This window comes from Paraburkholderia sp. 40 (assembly GCF_050434105.1).
In the GTDB taxonomy this organism is placed as follows: Bacteria; Pseudomonadota; Gammaproteobacteria; order Burkholderiales; family Burkholderiaceae; genus Paraburkholderia; species Paraburkholderia tuberum.
In genome coordinates this window covers 1189008-1212171 of sequence record NZ_JBNPVY010000004.1, presented here as the reverse complement: position 1 = coordinate 1212171, position 23164 = coordinate 1189008, and the positions used below count along the sequence as shown (strand labels likewise).

General features: G+C 65.9%; 17 protein-coding genes and 1 pseudogene. 8 read left to right on the top strand and 10 right to left on the bottom strand.

What is annotated here, in order from left to right:
• Window positions 1-2 precede the first annotated feature (2 nt).
• A complete protein-coding gene (locus OKW28_RS27180; protein ID WP_429454467.1) occupies window positions 3-1028 on the top strand; it encodes a DUF1853 family protein in 1026 nt (341 codons plus the stop codon).
• 6 nt (window positions 1029-1034) lie between these two features.
• On the opposite strand, the gene thiD is transcribed toward OKW28_RS27180, so the two are convergent.
• Together thiD and lplT are read right to left on the bottom strand one after the other, a co-directional pair.
• On the bottom strand, window positions 1035-1841 hold the full coding sequence (gene thiD, locus OKW28_RS27175) for a bifunctional hydroxymethylpyrimidine kinase/phosphomethylpyrimidine kinase (protein WP_184056933.1): 807 nt from the start codon (window positions 1839-1841) through the stop codon (window positions 1035-1037).
• A gap of 60 nt (window positions 1842-1901) precedes the next feature.
• Window positions 1902-3209: a lysophospholipid transporter LplT gene (lplT, locus tag OKW28_RS27170; RefSeq protein ID WP_429450319.1), complete on the bottom strand. Its 1308-nt coding sequence runs from the start codon at window positions 3207-3209 to the stop codon at window positions 1902-1904.
• A gap of 218 nt (window positions 3210-3427) precedes the next feature.
• Here lplT and alr point away from each other — a divergent pair, with 218 nt between their 5' ends.
• From alr to OKW28_RS27155, 3 genes and pseudogenes are all read left to right on the top strand, one after another.
• Window positions 3428-4498, top strand: a complete 1071-nt coding sequence (gene alr, locus OKW28_RS27165) for an alanine racemase (RefSeq protein WP_429450317.1) — start codon at window positions 3428-3430, stop codon at window positions 4496-4498.
• 3 nt (window positions 4499-4501) lie between these two features.
• Window positions 4502-5878: a DNA repair protein RadA gene (gene radA / locus OKW28_RS27160; RefSeq protein ID WP_184056927.1), complete on the top strand. Its 1377-nt coding sequence runs from the start codon at window positions 4502-4504 to the stop codon at window positions 5876-5878.
• Between the two features lie 153 nt (window positions 5879-6031).
• A pseudogene (locus OKW28_RS27155) lies at window positions 6032-6311 on the top strand (DUF2866 domain-containing protein).
• 70 nt (window positions 6312-6381) lie between these two features.
• Here OKW28_RS27155 and OKW28_RS27150 read toward each other — a convergent pair.
• Together OKW28_RS27150 and OKW28_RS27145 are read right to left on the bottom strand one after the other, a co-directional pair.
• On the bottom strand, window positions 6382-7437 hold the full coding sequence (locus OKW28_RS27150; RefSeq protein ID WP_429450316.1) for a CaiB/BaiF CoA transferase family protein: 1056 nt from the start codon (window positions 7435-7437) through the stop codon (window positions 6382-6384).
• A gap of 108 nt (window positions 7438-7545) precedes the next feature.
• On the bottom strand, window positions 7546-9501 hold the full coding sequence (locus OKW28_RS27145; RefSeq protein WP_429450314.1) for an ATP-binding cassette domain-containing protein: 1956 nt from the start codon (window positions 9499-9501) through the stop codon (window positions 7546-7548).
• Window positions 9502-9667: 166 nt separating this feature from the next.
• Between OKW28_RS27145 and OKW28_RS27140 the strand changes: the two genes are divergently transcribed.
• On the top strand, window positions 9668-10147 hold the full coding sequence (locus OKW28_RS27140; RefSeq protein WP_429450313.1) for a glutathione peroxidase: 480 nt from the start codon (window positions 9668-9670) through the stop codon (window positions 10145-10147).
• Between the two features lie 10 nt (window positions 10148-10157).
• On the opposite strand, the gene cls is transcribed toward OKW28_RS27140, so the two are convergent.
• The 6 genes from cls to dapC all read right to left on the bottom strand — a co-directional run bounded on the left by cls (window position 10158) and on the right by dapC (window position 16514).
• The gene (gene cls, locus OKW28_RS27135; RefSeq protein WP_429450311.1) at window positions 10158-11645 is read right to left on the bottom strand and encodes a cardiolipin synthase; all 1488 of its coding nucleotides are present in this window, start codon (window positions 11643-11645) and stop codon (window positions 10158-10160) included.
• A gap of 201 nt (window positions 11646-11846) precedes the next feature.
• The gene (prmB, locus tag OKW28_RS27130; protein WP_429450309.1) at window positions 11847-12731 is read right to left on the bottom strand and encodes a 50S ribosomal protein L3 N(5)-glutamine methyltransferase; all 885 of its coding nucleotides are present in this window, start codon (window positions 12729-12731) and stop codon (window positions 11847-11849) included.
• A 14-nt stretch (window positions 12732-12745) separates the two neighbouring features.
• A complete protein-coding gene (gene dapE, locus OKW28_RS27125) occupies window positions 12746-13885 on the bottom strand; it encodes a succinyl-diaminopimelate desuccinylase (protein ID WP_429450308.1) in 1140 nt (379 codons plus the stop codon).
• Between the two features lie 142 nt (window positions 13886-14027).
• Window positions 14028-14393: an ArsC family reductase gene (locus tag OKW28_RS27120; protein ID WP_429450307.1), complete on the bottom strand. Its 366-nt coding sequence runs from the start codon at window positions 14391-14393 to the stop codon at window positions 14028-14030.
• Window positions 14393-15220 (bottom strand): 2,3,4,5-tetrahydropyridine-2,6-dicarboxylate N-succinyltransferase, encoded by an 828-nt coding sequence (gene dapD, locus OKW28_RS27115; protein WP_429450304.1) that lies wholly within the window; start codon window positions 15218-15220, stop codon window positions 14393-14395. Before dapD ends, OKW28_RS27120 begins: the two co-directional genes overlap by 1 nt.
• A gap of 73 nt (window positions 15221-15293) precedes the next feature.
• Window positions 15294-16514 carry a succinyldiaminopimelate transaminase gene (dapC, locus tag OKW28_RS27110; protein ID WP_429450302.1) on the bottom strand — a complete coding sequence of 407 codons (1221 nt, stop codon included), beginning with the start codon at window positions 16512-16514 and terminating at the stop codon, window positions 15294-15296.
• 304 nt (window positions 16515-16818) lie between these two features.
• On the opposite strand from dapC, the gene OKW28_RS27105 reads away from it, so the two are divergent.
• From OKW28_RS27105 to OKW28_RS27095, 3 genes are all read left to right on the top strand, one after another.
• The gene (locus tag OKW28_RS27105; protein WP_429450301.1) at window positions 16819-17892 is read left to right on the top strand and encodes a DMT family transporter; all 1074 of its coding nucleotides are present in this window, start codon (window positions 16819-16821) and stop codon (window positions 17890-17892) included.
• Between the two features lie 184 nt (window positions 17893-18076).
• Window positions 18077-21595 (top strand): chromosome segregation protein SMC, encoded by a 3519-nt coding sequence (gene smc / locus OKW28_RS27100; protein ID WP_429450300.1) that lies wholly within the window; start codon window positions 18077-18079, stop codon window positions 21593-21595.
• A gap of 113 nt (window positions 21596-21708) precedes the next feature.
• A complete protein-coding gene (locus OKW28_RS27095; RefSeq protein WP_429450298.1) occupies window positions 21709-22998 on the top strand; it encodes a cell division protein ZipA C-terminal FtsZ-binding domain-containing protein in 1290 nt (429 codons plus the stop codon).
• Window positions 22999-23164 lie beyond the last annotated feature (166 nt).

Sequence of the window (23164 nt, the reverse complement as noted above, 5' to 3'; positions counted from 1 at the left end):
CGATGCCCGAGGGACCGGCGGCGCGCATGCCCGCCGCGTCTGTCAGCCGCGCGGCGCCTCTCGATACCTTGCTGGGTTTGCGTGGCGATGCTTCTGTCGATGCGCTGCGCGATCCCGCTGTCCGCGATCTCGCGTGGCTGCTGCTCAGTCCCGATCTGTTGCGCCCTCAGCTTCCCACAGGCGCGCTCGCCGATCCTTTCGGCACACCGCAGGAATTGCAGGCCACGCTCGACTGGCTGCGCGCGCTCGACGCCGCGCCGGCATTTCTGCGTCAGGATCTCGCGGCAACGCGTATCACGCGCCTTGGCCGCTACGCCGAACGCCTGCTGGGCTTTTACCTTCGTCATGGACCGGCGACGCAACTGATCGCAGCGGGTGTGCCGCTACGACATGCGGGCCTCACGCTCGGTGAATGCGATTTCCTCGTGCGCACGCGCCAGGGCGCGCGACTGCATTGGGAACTCGCGGTGAAGTGCTATCTGCATGCGGGCGATGCGAATGGAGCAGAGGCGGCGCGTCTCGCCGATTATGTCGGCCCCAATCTGAAAGACCGCCTCGATCTGAAGCTCGCGCATTTGCTCGATCATCAGTTGCCGCTCAGCGCACGCGAAGAATTTGCCTCGACGGGCTATGCGGGCGCGTGGACGCCGCAGATGTTCGTCAAAGGCTGGCTGTTTTACCGGCATGGCGAGATGCCCGCCGATCCTGCCGAACTCGATCCCACGCACGGTCGCGGCTGGTGGGTCACGCATCGCGACTGGCCGGGTTTCGCGTGCGCGCATGCGCACAGGTGGCGAGTGTTGCCGCGGCTCGAATGGCTCGCGCCGCAATATCGAACGCAAGCCGGTGCGGACGACACGTGGTACGTCGACGCAAACACGCTCGCCGCGCAGATCTCACCGCAACACGGCCCGACGATGGTCGCCGGATTCATCGAAGACAACACGGGGCGTGTACTTGAACGCTCGCGCGGTTTTATCGTGCCCGACGACTGGCCCGAGCACGCGCGGCGTTACGCGAAGCAATGACGTCGCTCACCACCACCGATGAAAGTGATGCACCGGCCCCACGCCGTGGCCGACGTCGAGCCGCTCGCTCGCCTGCAACGCACCCGTCAGATAAACCTTCGCATCGGCGACCGCGCTAGCGAGATCGTCGCGCTGCGCAATCAAGGCCGCGATCGCCGACGACAACGTGCAGCCCGTTCCGTGCGTGTTCTTCACCGGCACGCGTGGACCGCCGAGACGCAGCGTGCCGCTTTCCTGCACGAGCCAGTCGGGGCTATCGGTCGCGCTCAGATGGCCGCCCTTCATCAGCACCGCGCGCGCGCCGAGCGCGCGCAACGCTTCGCCTTGCTCGACCATGCCGGCTTCGTCGGCGGCGGGTTGCATGCCCAGCAATGCGGCCGCTTCCGGCAGATTCGGCGTCAGCAGATCGGCGAGCGGCAGCAGTTCGTCGCGTACCACCGCGACCGCATCGGGTAGTAATAGCGCGTGATTGCTCTTCGAGATCATCACCGTATCGAGCACGATGTGTTTGGGCTGATGACGGCGCAGCGCGTCGGCGACCGCACGCGCGATCGGCGCATTCGCGAGCATGCCGATCTTCACCGCGTCGATGCGGATGTCGTCGAACACCGCGTCGAGCTGCGCGGTGACGAAGCCTGGGTCCGGCGCGTGAATCGCGGTCACGCCGCGCGTGTTCTGCGCGGTCAGCGCGGTGATCACGCTCGCGCCATAGGCGCCGAGCGCGGAGAAGGCCTTCAGATCGGCCTGGATGCCGGCGCCGCCGCCGGAGTCGGAACCGGCGATCGTCAGCACATTAGGAATCGATTGAGTCATGGTCGAGCGAGGAAGAAGGGGGCGCGCTCGTGTGTGCCGCGGCAGGCCCAGCGCAGCCGATCAGTGCTTGGCTTCGCCGATCAGCGCGACCGAATCGAAGGCGCGCTGGTTCGCTTGATGGCGTCGCATCACGAGCCACATCATCAGGCAGACGAAGGTGCCGAACAGCACGATCACGATGGTGACCGGCACGTCGAGCCACACGAGCACCGCGTACAGGCACAGCATCACGAGCACGGACAGATTCTCGTTGAAGTTCTGCACGGCGATCGAATGACCCGCCGACAGCAGCACGTGCCCGCGATGCTGAAGCAGCGCATTCATCGGCACGACGAAAAAGCCCGACAGGCCGCCCACGAACATCAGGAAGATATACGCGAAAATCAGATAGCCCGGCACGTGCATGCGGCCAAAATACACGCCCCAGTGCGGGGGAAACAGATCGCGCGTGTAGAACGCCATCAGCATCACGGAGATACCCATCATGATGCCGACCGGCAATACCGACAGCGACTTCTTCAACGGCACACGCGAAGCCGCGAAAATCGCGCCGAACGCGACGCCAACCGCGACCACCGCCTGCAGGATCGCCGCCTCGGACAGAGACATGCCCAGCGACACTTCGGCCCACTTCAGCACGATGAATTGCAGCGTCGCGCCCGCACCCCAGAACAGCGTCGTCACGGCGAGTGAAATCTGTCCGAGCTTGTCACGCCACAGCACGAGAAAGCAGTCGGCGAAATCGGTGATCAGGCGGATCGGCCCGTGCTCCTGTCGCGGATAGCGCGCGCCGGTGTCGGGAATGCGCAGATTGAACAGCGCGGCGATCACGTAAATGGCCATGATCACGAGCATCGCGGCTTCCGCGGGCGTGTTCACGGTGGGGACGTGCCATTTGAGAATCGGCGCGGCGATATGCGGGCTGATCAGCGCGCCGCCGAGCACCGTGCCGAGAATGATCGAACCGACCGTGGTGCCTTCGATCCAGCCGTTCGCTGCAACGAGCCGGTCAGGCGGCAACAGTTCGGTGAGAATGCCGTATTTGGCGGGCGAGTAGGCCGCCGCGCCGAAGCCGACGATGCCGTACGCAATCAGCGGATGCGCTCCGACCAGCATCGTTATGCAGCCAACCACCTTGATCGTATTGGTGATGAACATCACGCGTCCTTTCGGACGGGAGTCGGCGAATGCGCCCACGAAGGCGGCAAGAACGACGTACGACAGCACAAAAAACAGCTTGAGCAGCGGCGTCATCCAGTTCGGAGCGTGAAGGTCTTTCAGCAGTGCGATAGCAGCGATCAGAAGCGCATTGTCGGCCAGCGACGAAAAAAACTGCGCGGCCATGATGGTGTAAAAACCTTTTTTCATCTGATGCGATGCTGTCCTCGCTGCGGTCTGTCCGCCCCGGCCGTTTGTCATGCGTCCGGGCTTATGCCGATCGAAATGGGTTGTGCGCACGGCTTTATATCATGAAAATAGCTGGATTCGGACTAGCAGAATCCTTGATCGCACCGCCCAGCGGGCCGCCGAGCGCTGAAAACGCCCTGTAAGCCGCTGATTCGCAAGTGTCTTTACGAAAAAATCCCATGCCGCGCCCCCTTTCCGCCACGATTCATACCGCTGCTCTCGCCAATAACCTCGCTGTCGCGCGGCGCTATGCGCCGAAATCGAAAATCTGGGCCGTCGTCAAGGCTAATGCCTACGGGCATGGCCTCGCGCGCGCGTTTCCCGGTTTGCGCGCTACGGACGGCTTTGGGTTGCTGGACCTCGAAGAAGCGGTGAAGTTGCGTGAATTGGGCTGGGCGGGCCCAATTCTTCTGCTGGAAGGCTTTTTTCGGCCGACCGATATCGACGTAATCGACCGCTACAGTTTGACCACGGCGCTGCATTCGGACGAGCAGCTGCGCATGCTCGAAATGGCGCGTCTGTCGAAACCGGTCAATATTCAGTTGAAGATGAACACCGGCATGAACCGGCTCGGCTACACGGTCGAAAAATTCCGTGCCGCATGGGAACGTGCGCGCGCCTGTCAGGGCGTCGGCCAGATCACGTTGATGACGCATTTTTCCGATGCCGATGCCGAGCGCGGCATCGCGCATCAGATGGAGGCGTTCGAGCGTGGCGCGCAGGGCATCGCCGGTGCGCGCAGTCTGTCGAATTCGGCCGCGACGCTGTGGCATCCGGAAGCGCATTTCGACTGGGTGCGGCCGGGCATCATCCTGTACGGCGCGTCGCCGTCCGGCGTGACGGCCGCGATCGACGGCACGGGCCTGCAGCCCGCGATGACGCTCGCGTCGGAACTGATCGCCGTGCAGACGCTCGGCGAAGGCAGCTCGGTCGGCTATGGGTCGAGGTTCACTGCGCGCGGTCCGATGCGCATCGGCGTGGTCGCGTGCGGTTACGCGGACGGCTATCCGCGCGTCGCGCCGGAAGGCACGCCGGTGATCGTCGATGGCGTGCGCACACGGATCGTTGGACGTGTGTCGATGGACATGCTGACCGTCGACCTGACCCCGGTGCCGACCGCCAACGTCGGCTCACGCGTGGAATTGTGGGGCACCGCGCTGCCCATCGACGACGTCGCGCAGGCCTGCGGCACGATCGGCTACGAGCTGATGTGCGCGGTCGCGCCGCGTGTGCCGGTTCGGGCGGAGTAACGCGTGGCGAAAGCGAAGACGTTGTACATCTGCGGGGAATGCGGCGGACAGTCGCCGAAGTGGTCCGGTCAATGCCCGTCCTGCCAGACGTGGAACACGCTCGTGGAATCGGTCGCGGAGGCGCCGTCCGGTCACCGTTTCCAGTCGCTCGCGAAGAGCACGCCGGTACGGCGTCTCGCCGACATCGACGCGTCGGACGTGCCGCGCTTTTCCACCGGCGTCAGCGAATTCGACCGCGTGCTCGGCGGCGGCCTCGTGCCGGGCGGCGTGGTGCTGATCGGCGGCGATCCGGGCATCGGTAAATCGACGCTGTTGTTGCAATCGCTCGCGGAAATCGCGGCGGACAAACGCGCGCTCTATATCAGCGGCGAAGAATCTGGCGCGCAGATCGCGTTGCGCGCGCAACGGCTGGCGTTGCTCGAACCCGGCTCGAAGGCAAGCGAGTTGCAATTGCTCGCGGAAATCCAGCTCGAAAAAATTCAGGCGACGATCACGGAGCAACGGCCTGAAGTCGCCGTGATCGATTCGATCCAGACCGTCTATTCGGATGCTTTGACATCGGCGCCGGGCTCGGTCGCGCAGGTGCGCGAGTGCGCGGCGCAACTCACGCGCATCGCCAAGCAGTCGGGCACGACGATCATCATGGTCGGGCACGTGACGAAAGAGGGCGCGCTCGCAGGTCCGCGCGTGCTCGAACATATCGTCGATACGGTGCTGTATTTCGAGGGGGATACGCACTCGTCGTACCGTCTCGTGCGCGCGATCAAGAACCGTTTCGGCGCGGTCAACGAACTCGGCGTGTTCGCGATGACCGAGCGTGGTTTGCGCGGCGTCGCGAATCCGTCGGCATTGTTTTTATCGCAGCACGAGCAGTCGGTGCCGGGCTCATGTGTGCTCGTCACGCAGGAAGGCACGCGGCCGTTGCTCGTCGAAGTGCAGGCGCTCGTCGATGCGGCCAACGCGCCGAATCCGCGACGCCTTGCGGTCGGCCTCGAACAGAACCGGCTCGCGATGCTGCTCGCGGTGCTGCATCGGCACGCGGGCATCGCCTGTTTCGATCAGGACGTGTTCCTGAACGCGGTGGGCGGGGTGAAGATCTCCGAGCCCGCCGCCGACCTCGCGGTATTGCTCGCGATCCATTCGTCGATGCGCAACAAGCCGCTGCCGAAGGGGCTCGTCGTATTCGGCGAAGTGGGCCTCGCCGGCGAAATCCGGCCGTCGCCGCGCGGTCAGGAGCGCCTGAAGGAAGCAGCCAAGCTCGGCTTCTCGGTGGCGGTGATTCCGAAGGCCAATGCGCCGAAACAGCCAATCGAAGGCTTACAGGTCGTTGCGGTCGAACGGATCGAACAGGCCATCGACCGCGTCCGCACGCTCGAATAGGCGGGGGCCGGGACGGCTCGCCAGTACTTTGTACGCTTGCGGTCCTGTAATGCCCGGTAAATATCTTCATATTGGCTGTAACCTGGTCGCCATACCTTTTTTCTAAGCTGCAACGATATGCATCCCGTCTGATGCTCGAAAAAGGATCGCGCCTTGAAACAGTCTCGTGAAACCGCTGCCCACCATAACATCCAGGTGCGCGGCTGCCGGGTCTCCGCCCCGATTCATCAGCCGTGGGGCGGCGCTTGCCGGATCGTCGAGTGGATCGACACCGCGGGTCAGATCTCGCGGCGCGGTGGTGGCCGAAGACGCAACGGCCGCCGAAGTGCGTGCCACGATCAGCCGCCATGTGGAAGGCCGCAAGCACCTGCTGTACGACGACGAAAAGTCGCCGCGGCAAACGCTGCCGAGGCAGACGCCGACGCGGCGTTGACGGCGGCGGGTTTTTCGATTGACCGGGCCTTGATCTTCATTGCGCCCGCGTCGCGGCTGCGCCACGCGCATTAGGCCCCGTCGTCGTGTGAGTCGGCGGCGCTCGCGGCTACCGCCGCATACGCGTGCGGATTGAACAGCGGATGCTGGGCCGCTTCAGCGGGCGTCAGCACCGGCGACACGCAGCAATCGAGCGATTCCAGCGATTCCACCCATTCGCCGAGCGTGCGCGTCGCAATCAGATTGGCGATTTCCTGAATGAGTGCCACGGCATCGGGACCGCCGATCGCCTGACCTAGGCTCCAGTGACGCGTCGCCCATTCCGGCCGATCGAGCGCCATGCACAGCGTTTCCCAGAACTTCAATTCGAGCGCGCCGACCGCGAGCCAGCGTTCATCGCTGGTGCGGTAGAGGTTGTAGCAGGGCACACCGCCGTTCAATAGACCACTGCCCGCGGCGGGCGCCGCACCTTCGTTGACGAGCGACACCTGCGCGACGAAGTTGTGCGCATAGCTCGTGTGCGTCATCGATACATCGACGAAGCGGCCCGCGCCGCCTCGCGCGACATGCCACAGCGCCGCGAGAATTTGCGTGACCGCGCTCAATGCACCGCCGAGCAGATCGGCGATCTGGAAGTTCGGCAGGATCGGCGCACCGTCGCGGTTCGCCAGTTGATCGAGCACGCCTGCATAGCCGATGTAATTCAGATCGTGGCCGGCATGGTCCGCGAACGGACCGCTCGCGCCATATCCGCTGATCGCGCAATAGACGAGCCGCGGATTGGCTGCGCTGAGCGTCGCGTAGCCGAGGCCGAGCCGCTCCATCACGCCGGGCCGGAAGCTCTCGATCAGCACGTCGGCTTCAGCCGCGAGTGCGCGCAGCACCTGGCGTCCTGCTTCGGACTTGAGGTCGAGGCGCGTCTCGCGCTTGCCGCGATTGACCATCCGGTAAAACGCGCCGGGTCGGCCCGCGACACGATCGCTCGACGACTGCATCATCGTGCGAGTCGGGTCGCCCGCGCCGGGCGCCTCGATCTTCAGCACATCGGCACCGAGCTCGGCGAGGCGCAGCGCGGCCACCGGACCCGGCAGCAGACGCGTGAGGTCGAGCACGCGCAGTCCTTGCAACGGCGGCGCATCGGCTGCCGATGCAGCTACGGATTCTGGGGCCGATAACCCGGACGTTGAATTCGCAAATGACAAAGCCAAGCTCCCGTGGATGCCGGCGCGGTGCCGCTAGCCGATCTGTTCGAGTTCCTCGTGCGTATCGAGCCATTCGGCTTCGAGCGTGTCGAGGCGCGCGTTCACGTCTGCCTGACGGCGGATCGCCTCCGTCAGCTTGCTCTTCTGCTCCGGTTCGTAACTCGCGGGATCGGCGACGAAAGTATCGAGCGTCGCTTTCTCCGCGTTGAGTGCGTCCATTTCCTTTTCGATCTTCGCGATGCGGCTTTGCAGCGGCTTCTTCAGATGCGCGAGCTTCTGCCGCGTTTCCGCTTCGAGGCGGCGCTGTTCCTTGCGATTGACGTTGCTGTCGCCACTTGCCGCGCCGTTGGACGCTGCGTCCGACGCACCGGAAGCATTGGCCTTCAGCGCGGCGCGCTGCTCGGCCGCATGCTGCAGCAGCCAGTCGCGGTAGTCGTCGAGATCGCCGTCGAATTCCTGCAGACGATGCTTCGCGACCAGCATGAACTGATCGGTCGTCGCGCGCAGCAGATGCCGGTCGTGCGAGACCAGGATCAGCGTGCCTTCGAATTGCGCGAGCGCCATCGTCAGCGCGTGGCGCGTTTCGAGGTCGAGGTGGTTGGTCGGCTCGTCGAGCAGCAGCAGGTTCGGCTTTTGCCAGATGATCAGCGCGAGCGCGAGGCGTGCCTTCTCGCCGCCCGAGAACGGCGCGATCTTCGCGGTCGCCATGTCGCCGGAAAAGTTGAAGCTGCCGAGGAAGTCGCGCAACTCCTGCTCGCGCGTGTCGGGCGCGAGACGCGCGAGGTGCTGCAACGGGGTGTCGTCCGGACGCAGCGTTTCGAGCTGATGCTGCGCGAAGTAGCCGATGCGCAGACCCTTGCCTTCGCGTACGTGGCCGCTCAACGGTTCGAGCGTGCCCGCGAGCGTCTTGATCAGCGTCGACTTGCCCTGGCCGTTCGCGCCGAGCAGGCCGATGCGCTGACCATTCTGGATCGACAGCATCACGCGCTCGACGATCGGAATCTCGCTGCCGTCTTCGGCATGGTAGCCGCAGCGCACGTCTTCCATCACCATCATCGGATTCGGCGCAGAGTCGGGAGTGCGGAACTCGAACGTGAACGGCGACGCGACGTGCGCGGGCGCGATCAGCTCCATCTTCTCGAGCGCCTTCACGCGGCTTTGCGCTTGACGCGCCTTGGTGGCCTGCGCCTTGAAGCGGTTGATGTAGCTCTGCAGATGCGCGACCGTGCGCTGCTGCTTTTCGTACGCGCTCTGTTGCAGCGCGATCTGCTGCGCGCGCAGCGCTTCGAATTGCGAGTAGTTGCCGCCGTAGCGTTTGATCTGCTGGTTCTCGAGATGCAGCGTGACGTTGCAGACGGAATCGAGAAACTCGCGGTCGTGCGAGATCACGATCAGCGTGCCCGCATAGCGATTCAGCCAATCTTCCAGCCAGACGATTGCGTCGAGGTCGAGGTGGTTGGTCGGTTCGTCGAGCAGCAGCAGATCGGAGCGGCACATCAGCGCCTGCGCCAGATTCAGGCGCATGCGCCAGCCGCCCGAGAAGCTGCTGACCGGCTCGCGGGTCTGGTCGAGCGTGAAGCCGAGGCCGAGCAGCAACGCTTCGGCGCGAGCCGGCGCGGTGTAGCCGTCGGCGTCGGCGAACGCGGCGTGCGCTTCGGCTTCTGCCGCGCCGTCGTGCGCCGCGGAGGCCGAAGCGATGCGCGCTTCGATGTCGCGCAGCTCGGCGTCGCCGTCTAGCGTGTAGGCGAGGGCGGTTTTGTCGACGGCGGGCGTTTCCTGCGCGACGTGCGCGATGCGCCAGGTCGGCGGGATCGAGAAATCGCCGCCGTCCGCATGCAGCTCGCCGAGCAGCACGGCGAACAGCGTCGACTTGCCCGCGCCGTTCGCTCCGACGAGGCCGGCTTTTTCACCGGGGTTCAAGGTGAACGTGGTGTTGTCGAAAAGCGGATTGGTGCCGCGTGCGAGGCTGAACTGATTGAAGCGGATCACGACGTGGCCGGCTGAAGAAAACCGCTATTTTAGACTGCCCGGCGCGTTGCGGGGCGCGCGGCGCCGATGGCCCGGCTGTCACTTTACGCGCGGCCGCCATCCGCCATCCGGCTAACTGTATCGGCAGCGCTTTTGGCATAGACTGACGGCTTTCACAGGAGGGCACATGACATCGATTTATTCGTTCTCGGCACGCACGCTCGGCGGCGCGGAAGCGAGTCTCGCGAAGTACGAAGGCAAGGTGATACTGATCGTCAATACCGCGAGCGAATGCGGGTTCACGCCGCAATACGCGGGCTTGCAGAAGTTGTATGACGCGTACGCGGCGCGCGGGCTCGCGGTGCTCGGTTTTCCGTGCAACCAGTTTGGCAAGCAGGAGCCGGGCGACGCCGCGCAAATCGGCAGCTTCTGCGAGAAGAACTACGGCGTGACGTTTCCGATGTTCGACAAGATCGACGTGAACGGCCCGAACGCGCACCCGCTGTTCCGCTATCTGACGATCGAGGCGCCGGGACTGCTCGGTCTCGAGGCGATCAAGTGGAATTTCACGAAGTTTCTGATCGGCCGCGACGGCAACGTCGTCAAGCGCTATGCGCCGCTGACCAAGCCCGAGGCGATCACCGGGGATATCGAAGCGCTGCTGTAAGCGGGCACGCCTACAGGATCGGCGAAAAGAGCCGCGCGACGTGCATCAGCATGCGTCGCAGCGCGTTCGACTTGCGGTACTCGTCGCGGTCGATTTCGCGCGACTCGGCAAAGTCGTCGAGCAGCATCGTCTCGACTTCTAGCGCGAAGCCGCGGTCGACGGTCAGCACCATGATCTCGAAGTTCAGGCGAAACGAGCGGTTGTCGAGATTGGCGCTGCCGATCGCGGCCGCGCTGCTGTCGATCAGCACGACCTTCTGATGCAGGAAGCCCGGCTGATAGCGGAAGATGCGAATGCCCGCGCGCAGCGAGTCGTACGCATAGAGCTTCGACGCCGCGAACACCACGAGGTGATCGCGCCGGCTCGGAATCAGGATGCGCACGTCGACGCCGCGCAGCGCAGCGAGGCGCAACGCAGCGAATACGGCTTCGTCGGGGACGAGGTAGGGCGTCGTGATCCAGATGCGTTCACGTGCCGCGTTGATTGCTTCAACGAAAAACAGCGAGCAGGTCTCCTGCTTGTCGGCCGGGCCGCTCGGCAGCACGAGGCAGTGCATGTTGTTCGCGGCGCGCTCGTTGGCGCCGTGGTCGCCGGGCTGGTCGAAGGATGGGGTCACGGAATCCGCGGCCGGCGCGTCGAACTCGGGCAACTGCTGCGTGGCCCAGTACCAGTCCTCGATGAAGACGAACTGGATGCTTGCGACCGCCGGACCACGCACTTCGATGTGCGTATCGCGCCACGGCGACAGCGGCGGCTTCGCGCCCAGATATTCGACCCCGACGTTATGACCGCCGACAAACGCGCGCTCGCCGTCGACCGCCACGATCTTGCGGTGATTGCGGAAATTCAGTTGCAGACGGTTGACGAAGCGGCGGTTCGTGGCGAACGGCTGCATCTCGATGCCGGCGGCGCGCAGCGCCGCGACGTAGCGGTGCGGCAGATCGAAGCTGCCGATACTGTCATACAGGAAGTAGACCCGCACGCCCTGTTTGGCTTTGGCGATCAGCGCGTCCTTCAGCATGTCGCCGAGCGCGTCGTCGCGCACGATGAAGAATTGCACGATCACATAGCGGCGCGCGTTCTCGATCGCCTCGAAGATCGCCTCGAAAGTCGCCGTGCCGTTGACCAGCGTGCGCACGGTATTGCCGGGCAGGAACGGCATGCCGCCGAGGCGCGTCAGCGACTGCACGAGCCGCGAGCCGAGCTGCTGCGTCGGCACCCCGCCCGACGACGCCTGCGTGTCCCACACCAGCGGATGCGCGCGCGTGCGCAGCAGCTCGTTCTCGACGCGGCGCGCGTCCGCGTAGCCGGCGAACTTGCTGCGGCCAAGGAACAGGTAGGGTACCAGCGTCAGATAAGGCATCGCGACCAGCGACACAGCCCACGCGATCGCCCCTTGCGAGGTGCGGGTATGGAGAATCGCGTGAGCGGCCGCGATGATGCCGAGAATGTGGGCAACAACAACCAGCGTGCCGACGTGAAGCAGGTCGAATGACATAAGCTCGCGAACAGTTGGCGAAGCGCCGTGGTTCAGGAAACGGAGGCGGGCACGGGCTCGCTCCGTGGTCTGCGGCGAACGCGTCGGGCAACGGGCTCAGGCTGCGGTTGCGGGCAAGGCCACGCGCTATCGCGGCGATTGCTCGTGACCCTGCCTGAGAAACGCGCTTGAAACGACGATCAAACGGTCAGCATGCCGGACTCAGACCGGCAAGTCGCTGGCCTGGATCAGAAACACGTTGTCGTCGCCGGCGCTGGTCGACAGCCACACGAGGTCGAGACCGCCGAACGCGGCCTCGACGTGCTCGCGTTCGTTGCCGATCTCGATGACGAGCACGCCGTCTTCGGTCAGCCAGTTGCGCGCGTCCGCAATGATCCGTCGCACGATGTCCATGCCGTCGGCGCCACCCGCGAGCGCCATCTCCGGCTCGTGCTTGTATTCGGCCGGCAGCTCCTGCATCGACGTGGCGTTCACGTACGGCGGATTGCTGATGATCACATCGTAGCGGCGCTGGGCGAGCGGCGCATACAAATCGCCTTCGAACAGCGCGATGCGCTCGTCGAGGTGGTAGTCCAGCACATTGCGCGTCGCGACTTCGAGCGCGGGCGCGGACAGATCGACCGCGTCGACGTCGGCGTTCGGGAACGCGTGCGCGGCGAGGATCGCGAGGCACCCGGAGCCGGTGCACAGTTCGAGCACCGCGCCGACCTGCTCGGGGTCCTCGACGTACGGCTGCAGGCCGTCCTGCAGCAGTTCGCCGATGAACGAGCGCGGCACGATCACGCGCTCGTCGACGTAAAAGCGATAGCCGTGCATCCACGCTTCCTGCGTGATGTACGCGGCCGGCACGCGTTCGGCGGCGCGTCGCTCGATCACTTTCAGCACCGCCTCGATTTCGGCCGTGGTCAGGCGTGCGTCGAGAAACGGTTCGAGCAGGTCGAGCGGCAAATGCAGCGTGTGCAGGATCAGATAGGCGGCTTCGTCGTAGGCATTGGCCGAGCCGTGGCCGAACGACACTTTGGCCTCGCTAAAACGGGACACTGCATAACGCAGCAGGTCGCGGACGGTGCAAAAAGGTAGCGTCATCGCAAAGTTCCAGGTTACGCGATCAGTTGTTCGAGCACGCGGCGATACACGTTCTTCAGCGGCTCGATATGGGCGACTTCGATATGTTCGTCGATCTTGTGGATGCTCGCGTTCAGCGGACCGAACTCGATCACCTGCTTGCAGATGCGCGCGATGAAGCGGCCGTCCGACGTGCCGCCGGTGGTCGACAGTTCGGTGTCCACGCCGGTTTCGTCCTTGATCGCTTGCGCGAGCGCGCTCGACAGCTCGCCGCGCGGGGTGAGAAATGGCAGGCCGCTCACGGTCCATTGCAGTTCGTATTCGAGGCCGTGTTTGTCGAGAATCGCATGCACCCGCTTTTGCAGTCCTTCGACGGTGCTCGCGGTCGAGAAGCGGAAGTTGAACATCACGTCCGCGTGGCCGGGGATCACGTTGGTCGCGCCGGCGCCGCTGTGGAGGTTCGACACCTGCCAGGTGGTCGGCGGGAAATATTCGTTGCCTTCGTCCCAGCGCTCGGCGACGAGTTCGGCGAGCGCTGGCGCCAGCAGGTGCACCGGATTCTTCGCCAGATGCGGGTAGGCGATATGGCCCTGCACGCCCTTGACGATCAGCTTGCCCGACAGCGAGCCGCGCCGGCCGTTCTTGACCATGTCGCCGAAACGCTCGCTCGAGGTCGGCTCGCCGACGATGCAGTAGTCCATGCGCTCGCCGCGCTGCTGCAATGCTTCGACGACCTTGACGGTGCCGTCGGTGGCGGGGCCTTCCTCGTCGCTCGTGATCAGGAACGCGATCGAGCCGCGGTGCTCGGGGTGCGCGGCGACGAACTCCTCGCTCGCGACGACGAAGCCGGCGATCGACGCCTTCATGTCCGCCGCGCCGCGGCCGTACAGCTTGCCGTCGCGCTGGGTCGGCTCGAACGGCGCCGAGTGCCATTGTTCGAGCGGGCCGGTCGGTACCACGTCGGTGTGGCCGGCGAACGCGAGCAGATTGCCTTGCGTGCCGTCGACGCCGCGTTTGACGGCCCAAAGGTTGGTCACGCCGTTTGATTCGATCGTCTCATGCTCGAAGCCGAGCGCGGCGAGGCGCTCGATCAGGAGACGCTGGCAATGCTGATCGTCGGGCGTGACGGACGCGCGCGCGATCAGTTGTTCGGTAAGGGCGAGGGTGCCGGACATGGATTCAGTACAAGCCACTTTGAAATGAAAAAATGCCGGCTCGCGGTGAGGGCACCGCCGCCGGCAACAGCCTTTGAATGGCGCGGCGCGAGGCCGCGCGTTCGACTACCTCGTGCTCGAGCCTGGCGCTTCAGCGCCGCGCTCAGACAAACAGCGCCGCGTACTCATCCGCCGAAAAGCCGAGCGACTTCACCCGCCCGTTCACGACCAGCACCGGCCGCTTGATCACCGACGGCTTGTGGATCATCAGCGCGATCGCGCCCGGCTGCGTTTCCGCGGCCGCCTTCATGTCGTCGGACAGAGCGCGCCACGTCGTGCCGCGGCGGTTCAGCAGCGCGTCGAGCTTGACGTCCGTGAGCCAGTCCTGCACGAGCGGCTCGGTCACGCCGGCCATCTTGAAGTCGTGGAACTCGAACTCGACGCCGTGCTCTTCGAGCCACACACGGGCCTTCTTCACAGTGTCGCAGTTCGGAATGCCGTAGACGACGGTTTTGGTGCCGCGCGCCATCAATCGCCTCGCAGCAACTCGTTCAGGCCGACCTTCGCGCGCGTCTTCGCGTCGACCTTCTTGACGATGACCGCGCAGTACAGGCTGTGCGTGCCGTCCTTCGACGGCAGGTTGCCCGCCACCACGACCGAGCCCGCCGGAATGCGGCCGTACGTGACTTCGCCGGTTTCGCGGTCGTAAATCTTGGTGCTCTGGCCGAGGTACACGCCCATCGAGATCACCGAGTTTTCCTCGACGATCACGCCTTCGACGACTTCTGAGCGCGCGCCGATGAAGCAGTTGTCTTCGATGATGACCGGGTTGGCCTGCAGCGGCTCCAGCACGCCGCCGATGCCGACGCCGCCCGACAGGTGCACGTTCTTGCCGATCTGCGCGCACGAGCCGACGGTGGCCCACGTGTCGACCATCGTGCCTTCGTCGACGTACGCGCCGATGTTGGTGTACGACGGCATCAGCACGACGTTCTTCGCGATGAACGAGCCGCGGCGCGCGATCGCGGGCGGCACCACGCGGAAGCCGCCGGCGGCGAAGTCTTCAGCGGTGTAGTTCGCGAACTTCGACGGCACCTTGTCGTAGAACTGGCTGTAGCCGCCGGCCGGCATCGGCGAGTTGTCTTCCAGACGGAACGACAGCAGCACGGCCTTCTTCAGCCACTGGTTGACGACCCAGTCGCCGTCCTTCTTTTCGGCGACGCGCAGCGCGCCCTTATCGAGTTGCTCGATCGCATGGGCGACGGCTTCGCGCACTTCTGCCGGCGTGGCTTTCGGCGACAGTTCGGCGCGGTTGTCCCAGGCGGTATCGATGATGCTCTGAAGTTGTTGCGACATATGCGTGATTATCTGAAGGGTTGAAGTCTGAAGAAGGGGATGCCGTGTAGCTCAAGCAAGGCTCAGGCTGCACTCAGTTGACACTGAGCGAGCGGCAGAATTCGACGATCCGCTGTGCGCCCGCCGTGCATTCGTCGACGTCGGCGACGAGCGCGAGGCGCACGAAATTGCGGCCGGGGTTCACGCCGTGCGCGGCGCGCGCGAGGAACGAGCCCGGCAGAACCGTCACATTATAGTCGGCGTAGAGGCGCTGGGCGAACTCGGTGTCCGTGAGGCCGGTGCGCTCGACGTTGGCCCACAGGTAGAACGCGGCGTCGGGCAGGCGCACGTCGAGCACGTCGGCGAGCATCGGCGTGACGGTCGCGAACTTCCGCAGGTACCTGGCGCGGTTCTCGCGCACGTGCGTCTCGTCGCTCCAGGCGACCACGCTCGCGCTCTGGAACACGGTCGACAGCGCCGTGCCGTGGTACGTGCGATACAGCAGGAATGCCTTGAGAATCGCGGCGTCGCCGGCGACGAAGCCCGAGCGCATGCCCGGCACGTTCGAGCGCTTCGACAGGCTCGACAGCATCACGAGGCGCTCGAAACCGCGTCCGAGCTTGTGCGCGGCTTCGAGGCCGCCGAGCGGCGGCTTCGACTCGTCGAAATAGATTTCCGAGTAGCACTCGTCCGAAGCGATCACGAAGCCGTAGCGGTCCGATAGCGCGAACAGCTCGCGCCAGTCGTCGAGCGTGAGGACGGCGCCGGTCGGGTTGCCCGGCGAGCAGACGTACAGCAGTTGCGTGCGGGCCCACACGTCGGCGGGCACCGCCGAGTAGTCGCACGCGAAGTTGCGCGCCGGGTCGCTGTTGACGAAGTACGGCTGCGCGCCGCCGAGTAGCGCCGCGCCTTCGTAGATTTGGTAGAACGGGTTCGGACAGAGTACGATCGCAGGCTCGCCGTCAGCATCGCGGCGCGGATTGAGCACCGTCTGCGCGAGCGCGAACAGCGCCTCGCGCGAGCCTGCCACCGGCAGCACCTCGGTCAGCGGATCGAGCGGCGGCAGGTTGTAGCGTTGCGCGACCCATTTCGCGATCGACTCGCGCAGCGGCGCCGAGCCGAGCGTGGCCGGATACGCGGCGAGGCCGCCGAGCGAATCGATGACGGCGTCGCGGATCAGCGGCGGGGTTGGATGTTTCGGCTCGCCGATGCCGAAGCTGATGTGCGCAAGGCCGGCCGGCGGCGTGACGTCCTTGAAAAGCAGGCGCAGCTTTTCGAACGGATAGGGCTGAAGGGAGTCGAGTAGCGGATTCACGGACGAAATGGCCTGATCGGGATGGACGCGGACGAATGGCGGGACAACCGGGCACGCGCGCCGGCGGGCGGCGGCGAACGGACGATTATAGCGTGGCGCGCCCGCGGACCAGGCGGGAGCCTGGCGCGCGGCGCGGGAGCAATCCGCGAGGCGGCGCACCGGGGCGCCGCGGCGGGAACGGCGCGAAATCCGCCACGGTTCGCGTAAAAGAATACGCAGGAGCAGCAATGTACGCAGCAGTTCAGGAGACGGCCGGCTGGATCCTCATACGACCCGCCCACGACCCCCGTCGGAGTCCCGCCCCATGACCAACTGGCTTCGCAACGGCTGGCCGACGCTCGCGATCATGCTGGGCGCGTCGGTCTGGGGGATGGTCTGGTATCCGCTGCGGATGCTGGCCGCGCTCGGGGTGACCGGCACCGCCGCGAGCGCGCTCACGAGCGGCACCGGCTGCCTGTTCGTGCTGCTCGTGCGGAATGGCGCGCTGAAGACCGTGCGGTGGCACTGGCTGCTGCCGGCGCTCGCGCTCGCCGCGGGTGTCACGAATCTGGGCTTCGTGTGGGGCGCGATCCACGGTCAGGTGATGCGCGTGCTGCTGCTGTTCTATCTGACGCCCGCGTGGACCGCGCTGTTCGCGCATTTCATCCTGCACGAGCGGCTCTCGTGGTCGGGCGCGGCGCTGGCCGCGCTGTCGCTCGCGGGCGCGATGACGATGCTATGGTCGCCGCGTCTCGGCATTCCGGTACCCGGCAATCCCGCCGAATGGGCCGGGCTCGCCGGCGGCATGGGCTTCGCGATGAGCAACGTGCTGATCCTGAAGACGAGCCGCGTGCTGCCGGACATGAAGCCCGAAATGCGCACCGCGGTGATCTTCGGCGGCGCGGCGCTGTTCGGCGCGCTCGCGTCGCTGTTCGAGCCGATGCCTGCGCCGCCCGTCGGCGCGCATCTGGGCACGGCGGCGCTGCTGGTGCTCGGTCTCGGTCTGCTGCTCGCGTCGAACAACATGCTCGTGCAATACGGGCTCTCGCGCGTGCCGGCCAATCGCGCGTCGATCATCATGCTGTTCGAACTCGTCGTGACGGCGCTGTCGGCGTGGCTGTTCGCCGGCGAAGTACCGGGCCCGCGCGAATCGGCCGGCGGCGCGTGCATCGTGCTCGCGTCGGCCTTGTCGAGCTGGGTGCATCGGACGAAATTGGCGCCGCCCGATCCCGCCATCGGGGACACGGACGGGCCCGGCGGCGACGATGGACGCGGTGGTCAATGCGGTGCCAAACGCGGTGCCAAACGCGGTGACCAACGCGGTGACGAACACGGCCCTGACGGCGACAGTGACGGCCACCGAAAGGGCGGTAAGAATCGTCCACGCGCGATGGTATGATTCCCCCTCATTAGCCGGCGCAAGCGTACCTGCGTGTGCCTCAGATATGCATGAGCGCATGCAGCCGGCAACCAAATTGCGAAGGCTCGCGAGGTTGCGTGGGGCCGTCCCGCTGCGGCGGTGAACGACTGGCGCAACCTCGCGAGCCACCTATCACTCTCTCTTTTCAAACAGCGAAATCGCCGTGCGGCTCACCTCGATCAAACTCGCTGGTTTCAAATCCTTCGTCGATCCCACGCATTTCCAGGTCCCAGGCCAGTTGGTTGGCGTGGTCGGTCCGAACGGGTGCGGCAAATCCAACATCATCGACGCCGTGCGCTGGGTGCTCGGCGAATCGCGCGCCTCTGAATTGCGCGGCGAGTCGATGCAGGACGTGATCTTCAACGGCTCGACCGCCCGCAAGCCCGGCAGCCGCGCGAGCGTCGAACTCGTGTTCGACAACGCGGACGGCCGCGCCGCCGGCCAGTGGGGCCAGTATGCGGAGATCGCCGTGAAGCGCGTGCTGACGCGCGACGGCACGTCGAGCTACTACATCAACAATCTGCCGGCGCGGCGCCGCGACATCCAGGACATCTTCCTCGGCACCGGCCTCGGGCCGCGTGCGTACGCGATCATCGGGCAGGGCATGATCGCGCGGCTGATCGAGGCGAAGCCCGAAGAGCTGCGCGTGTTCCTCGAAGAAGCCGCCGGCGTGTCGAAGTACAAGGAGCGCCGCCGCGAGACCGAGAACCGTCTGCACGACACGCGCGAGAACCTGACGCGCGTCGAGGACATCGTCCGCGAGCTCGGCACGAATCTCGAGAAGCTCGAGGGGCAGGCGGTCGTCGCGACCCGTTATCGCGAGCTGCAAAGCGACGGCGAGGAAAAGCAGCGTCTGCTGTGGTTGCTGCGCAAGAACGAGGCGGCCGGCGAGCAGCAGCGCCAGCAACGCGCGATCGAGCAGGCGCAGATCGACCTCGAGGCGCAAACCGCGAAGCTGCGCGAAGTCGAGGCGGAACTCGAAACGCTGCGCGTCGCGCACTATTCGGCGAGCGACGCGATGCAGGGCGCGCAGGGCGCGCTGTACGAGGCGAACGCGGAAGTGAGCCGGCTGGAAGCCGAGATCCGCTTCATCGTCGAATCGCGCAACCGCGTGCAGGCGCAGATCGCCGCGCTGACCGCGCAGCGCGAGCAGTGGCAATCGCAGGCCGACAAGGCGCAGGACGATATCGCCGTCGCTGAAGAGCAACTGGCCGTCGCTGAAGAAAAAGCCGTGCTCGCCGAAGAGGACGCCGCCGCGAAGCACGATGCGCTACCCGCCCTCGAAGCGCGCTGGCGCGACGCCCAGGCGGAGCTGAACACCGAGCGCGGCGGCATCGCGCAGACCGAGCAGGCGCTGAAGCTCGAAGCCGCGCATCAGCGCAATGCCGATCAGCAGTTGCAGCAGCTGCAGCAGCGCCATGAGCGGCTGAAATCGGAAGAGGGTGGCCTCGACGCGCCCGACGAGGCGCAGCTCGAGGAATTGCGCGTGCAGCTCGCCGAGCACGAGGAAGTCCTTCACGACGCGCAGGGCCGCCTCGCCGACGCGCAGGAAACACTGCCGCGGCTCGACGGTGAACGCCGCGCCGCGCAGGAGCGCGTGCAGGCCGAAAGCGCGCAGATCCATCAGCTCGACGCGCGCCTCGCCGCGCTCAGGCAGTTGCAGGAAAACGTGCAGACCGAAGGCAAGATCCAGCCGTGGCTCGACAAGCACGAGCTGGGCAGCCTGCCGCGTCTGTGGAAGAAACTGCATGTCGAGGCCGGTTGGGAAACCGCGCTCGAAGCGGTGCTGCGCGAGCGCCTCGCCGCGCTCGAAGTGTCGAATCTCGACTGGGTCAAGGCGTTCGCAACCGACGCGCCACCGGCCAAGCTCGCGTTCTACGCGCCGCCCGCGGCTGGGCAGCCGGCCCCGGCGGCGGGCGCGCTGCGCTCGCTGCTGTCGCTCGTGCGCATCGAGGACGCGGGTATCCGCGCGGTGCTGACCGACTGGCTGGGCCTCGCGTTCGTCGCCGACGATCTGCAGCAGGCGCTTTCGATGCGCACGCAGCTGCCCGAGGGCGGCGCGTTCGTCGTCAAGGCGGGGCACGTGGTCACGCGCGTCGGCGTACAGCTGTATGCGGCCGATTCCGAGCAGGCCGGCATGCTCGCGCGTCAGCAGGAAATCGAAAACCTCGGCCGCCAGGTGCGCGCACAGGCATTGCTCGCCGACGAGGCGAAGGCCGCCGCGATCCGCGCCGAAGCCGCGCACACGCAAGCCGCGCAGGCGCTTGCCGAGCTGCGCCAGCAGGCCGAACGCGCGACGCAGCGGGTGCACGCGTTGCAGATGGACGTGCTGAGGCTCACCCAGGCGCACGAACGCTACACGCAGCGCAGCACGCAGATTCGCGAGGAACTCGAAGAAATCGCCGCGCAGATTGACGAGCAGCGGGCGCTGCGCGCCGAGTCGGAAGCGAACTTCGAGCGTCACGACGGCGAGCTCGCCGAACTGCAGGCGCGCTTCGAAGACCACCAGCTCGCGTTCGAAGCACTCGACGAAGAACTGACGACTGCCCGCGGCGAAGCACGCGACCTCGACCGCGCCGCTACCGACGCGCGCTTCGCCGCGCGCAACATGGCGAACCGCATCGACGAATTGAAGCGCAGCATCCAGGTCGCGCACGAGCAGAGCGAGCGCGTCGCGGGCGCGCTCGAAGACGCGCGCGCCGAACTGGAAACGATCAACGAGCAGACCGCGCACACCGGGCTGCAGGACGCGCTCGACATCCGCGCCGTGAAAGAAGAGGCGCTGCGCGCCGCGCGCGTCGAGCTCGACGACCTGACCGCGAAGCTGCGCTCGGCCGACGAAACGCGCCTCGCCGCCGAGCGCGCCCTGCAGCCGCTGCGTGACCGCATCAATGAATTGCAGTTGAAGGAGCAGGCCGCGCGCATCAGCGGCGAGCAGTTCGTCGAGCAGCTGGCCGCGGCCGGTGTCGACGAAGCCGAACTGCAAGCCAAGCTGACGGCGGACATGAAGCCGTCGTACCTGCAGGGCGAAGTCACGCGCATCAACAACGCGATCACCGCGCTCGGGCCGGTCAACATGGCCGCGCTCGACGAGCTGAAGGCCGCGACCGAGCGTAAGAGCTTCCTCGATTCGCAGTCGGCCGACCTGACGAGCGCGATCGAAACGCTCGAAGACGCGATCCGCAAGATCGACGCCGAAACGCGCACGCTGCTGCAAAGCACGTTCGACGAAGTGAACCGTCATTTCGGCGAGCTGTTCCCGCGTCTCTTTGGCGGCGGCCAGGCGAAGCTGATCATGACCGGCGACGAAATCCTCGACGCCGGCGTGCAGGTGATGGCTCAGCCGCCGGGCAAGAAGAATTCGACGATTCACCTGCTGTCGGGCGGCGAGAAAGCGCTGACCGCGACCGCTCTCGTGTTCGCGATGTTCCAGCTGAATCCGGCGCCGTTCTGTCTGCTCGACGAAGTGGACGCGCCGCTCGACGACGCCAACACCGAGCGTTTCGCGAATCTGGTACGGGCGATGTCCGACAAAACCCAGTTCCTGTTCATCTCGCACAACAAGATCGCGATGGAGATGGCGCAGCAGCTGATCGGCGTGACGATGCAGGAGCAGGGCGTCTCGCGGATCGTCGCGGTCGACATGGAAACGGCGGCGGGTTTCGCCCAGAATATCGTTTGAGTTAACGCCTTCGCGGGCATCCGCATCCACCGCAGCGGCCTGATCGAGCGCCGCGCGGTACGTGGAGCGGACGAGAGGCTCGCGCGGATAGAAGAATTGCTGATGGAGCATGCATGGACGAGTTGACACTCGGTTTGATCGGCGCGGGTGCCGTGGTGGTGGGGGGCGTGGTCGCGTACAACGCGTGGCAGGGCGCGAAGGTCCGCCGCAAGATGCCGCGGCCGATGCCGGCCGACACCGCCGAGAGCTTTGCGCGGGACGAGCATGAGGAGCAGAGCCCGTTCATCGAGCCGGCCCGGCCGACCACGCGGCGCGAGCCGAGCGTGAGCGCCGAGGCGGCCGCGGACCCGACCGCGGCGCGCGTCGAGCCGACGTTCGGCGCGGGCGCCGCACCGCTCGATACACCGGCCGATATCCAGGCCGAGATGACGTCGCCGAACGGTTATCCATCGGCGGACGCCGATACCATGGGCGAAGGCGAACATGCGGCGGCGCCGGGCGCGCCCGCGGCCCAGCCCGCGTCCGCCGGGCACGAGCGGGTCGAACCGATCCTGCCGGCCGCCACGACGATTTCGTCGACGCCGCCCGCGATCGTCGATCGACGCATCGACTGTATCGTGCCGATCCGGCTGAACGGCCCCGTGGCCGGCGACAAGGTGCTTCCGCTCGCGCAGCGCTTGCGTCGGGCGGGCAGCAAGCCCGTGCACATCGAAGGCAAACCCGAAGGCGGCGGCTCGTGGCAGCTGCTGCAGAACGGCACGCGCTATGAAGAGCTGCGCGCGGCCGCGCAGCTCGCGAACCGTAGCGGCGCGCTGAACGAGCTCGAATTTTCCGAGTTCGTGACCGGCGTACAGCAGTTCGCCGATGCGCTCGACGCGGCGCCGGAATTCCCCGACATGCTCGAAACCGTCGCGATGGCGCGCGAGCTCGACGGCTTTGCCGCCCAGTGCGACGCGCAGTTGTCGATCAACGTGCTGTCGGACGGCGCGCCGTGGTCGGCCAACTACGTACAGGCGGTCGCATCGCAGGACGGTCTGCTGCTGTCGCGCGACGGCACGCGCTTCGTCAAGCTCGACTCGCGGCAAAGCCCGGTGTTCATGCTGCAGTTCGGCGACACCAACTTCCTGCGCGACGACCTCACATACAAAGGCGGCGAGATGATCACGCTGGTGCTCGACGTGCCGGTCGCCGACGAAGACATCCTGCCGTTCCGGCTGATGTGCGATTACGCGAAGTCGCTGGCCGAGCGCATCGGCGGACGCGTGGTCGACGACGGTCGCCGGCCGCTGCCGGAAAGCGCGCTGCTCGCGATCGAAAAACAGTTGATGACGCTGTACGCGAAGCTCGAACAGGCGGGTATTCCGGCGGGTTCGCCGGCCACGCGGCGCCTGTTCAGCCAGTAAGCCTTTTGCAGCGTTCTACGCGTTTTGACGACGGCCGCACGATGTGCGGCCGTCGTCGTTTCCGGCTTGCGTCGCAGCGCGGCCCGCCCCGAATCAGCGATGTAAAGGGGCACGCTTCCTGCGATAATCCGATGTCCGACTTTCTTCTCGAGAAGCTTCCGACAGC

Coding starts and splice junctions, on each gene's coding strand:
- OKW28_RS27140 (WP_429450313.1), top strand. CDS start 9,668: ATGACATCGATTTATTCGTTCTCGGCACGCACGCTCGGCGGCGCGGAA.
- thiD (WP_184056933.1), bottom strand. CDS start 1,841: ATGACTCAATCGATTCCTAATGTGCTGACGATCGCCGGTTCCGACTCC.
- dapD (WP_429450304.1), bottom strand. CDS start 15,220: ATGTCGCAACAACTTCAGAGCATCATCGATACCGCCTGGGACAACCGC.
- OKW28_RS27105 (WP_429450301.1), top strand. CDS start 16,819: ATGACCAACTGGCTTCGCAACGGCTGGCCGACGCTCGCGATCATGCTG.
- alr (WP_429450317.1), top strand. CDS start 3,428: ATGCCGCGCCCCCTTTCCGCCACGATTCATACCGCTGCTCTCGCCAAT.
- dapE (WP_429450308.1), bottom strand. CDS start 13,885: ATGTCCGGCACCCTCGCCCTTACCGAACAACTGATCGCGCGCGCGTCC.
- OKW28_RS27180 (WP_429454467.1), top strand. CDS start 3: ATGCCCGAGGGACCGGCGGCGCGCATGCCCGCCGCGTCTGTCAGCCGC.
- prmB (WP_429450309.1), bottom strand. CDS start 12,731: ATGACGCTACCTTTTTGCACCGTCCGCGACCTGCTGCGTTATGCAGTG.
- lplT (WP_429450319.1), bottom strand. CDS start 3,209: ATGAAAAAAGGTTTTTACACCATCATGGCCGCGCAGTTTTTTTCGTCG.
- OKW28_RS27120 (WP_429450307.1), bottom strand. CDS start 14,393: ATGGCGCGCGGCACCAAAACCGTCGTCTACGGCATTCCGAACTGCGAC.
- cls (WP_429450311.1), bottom strand. CDS start 11,645: ATGTCATTCGACCTGCTTCACGTCGGCACGCTGGTTGTTGTTGCCCAC.
- OKW28_RS27095 (WP_429450298.1), top strand. CDS start 21,709: ATGGACGAGTTGACACTCGGTTTGATCGGCGCGGGTGCCGTGGTGGTG.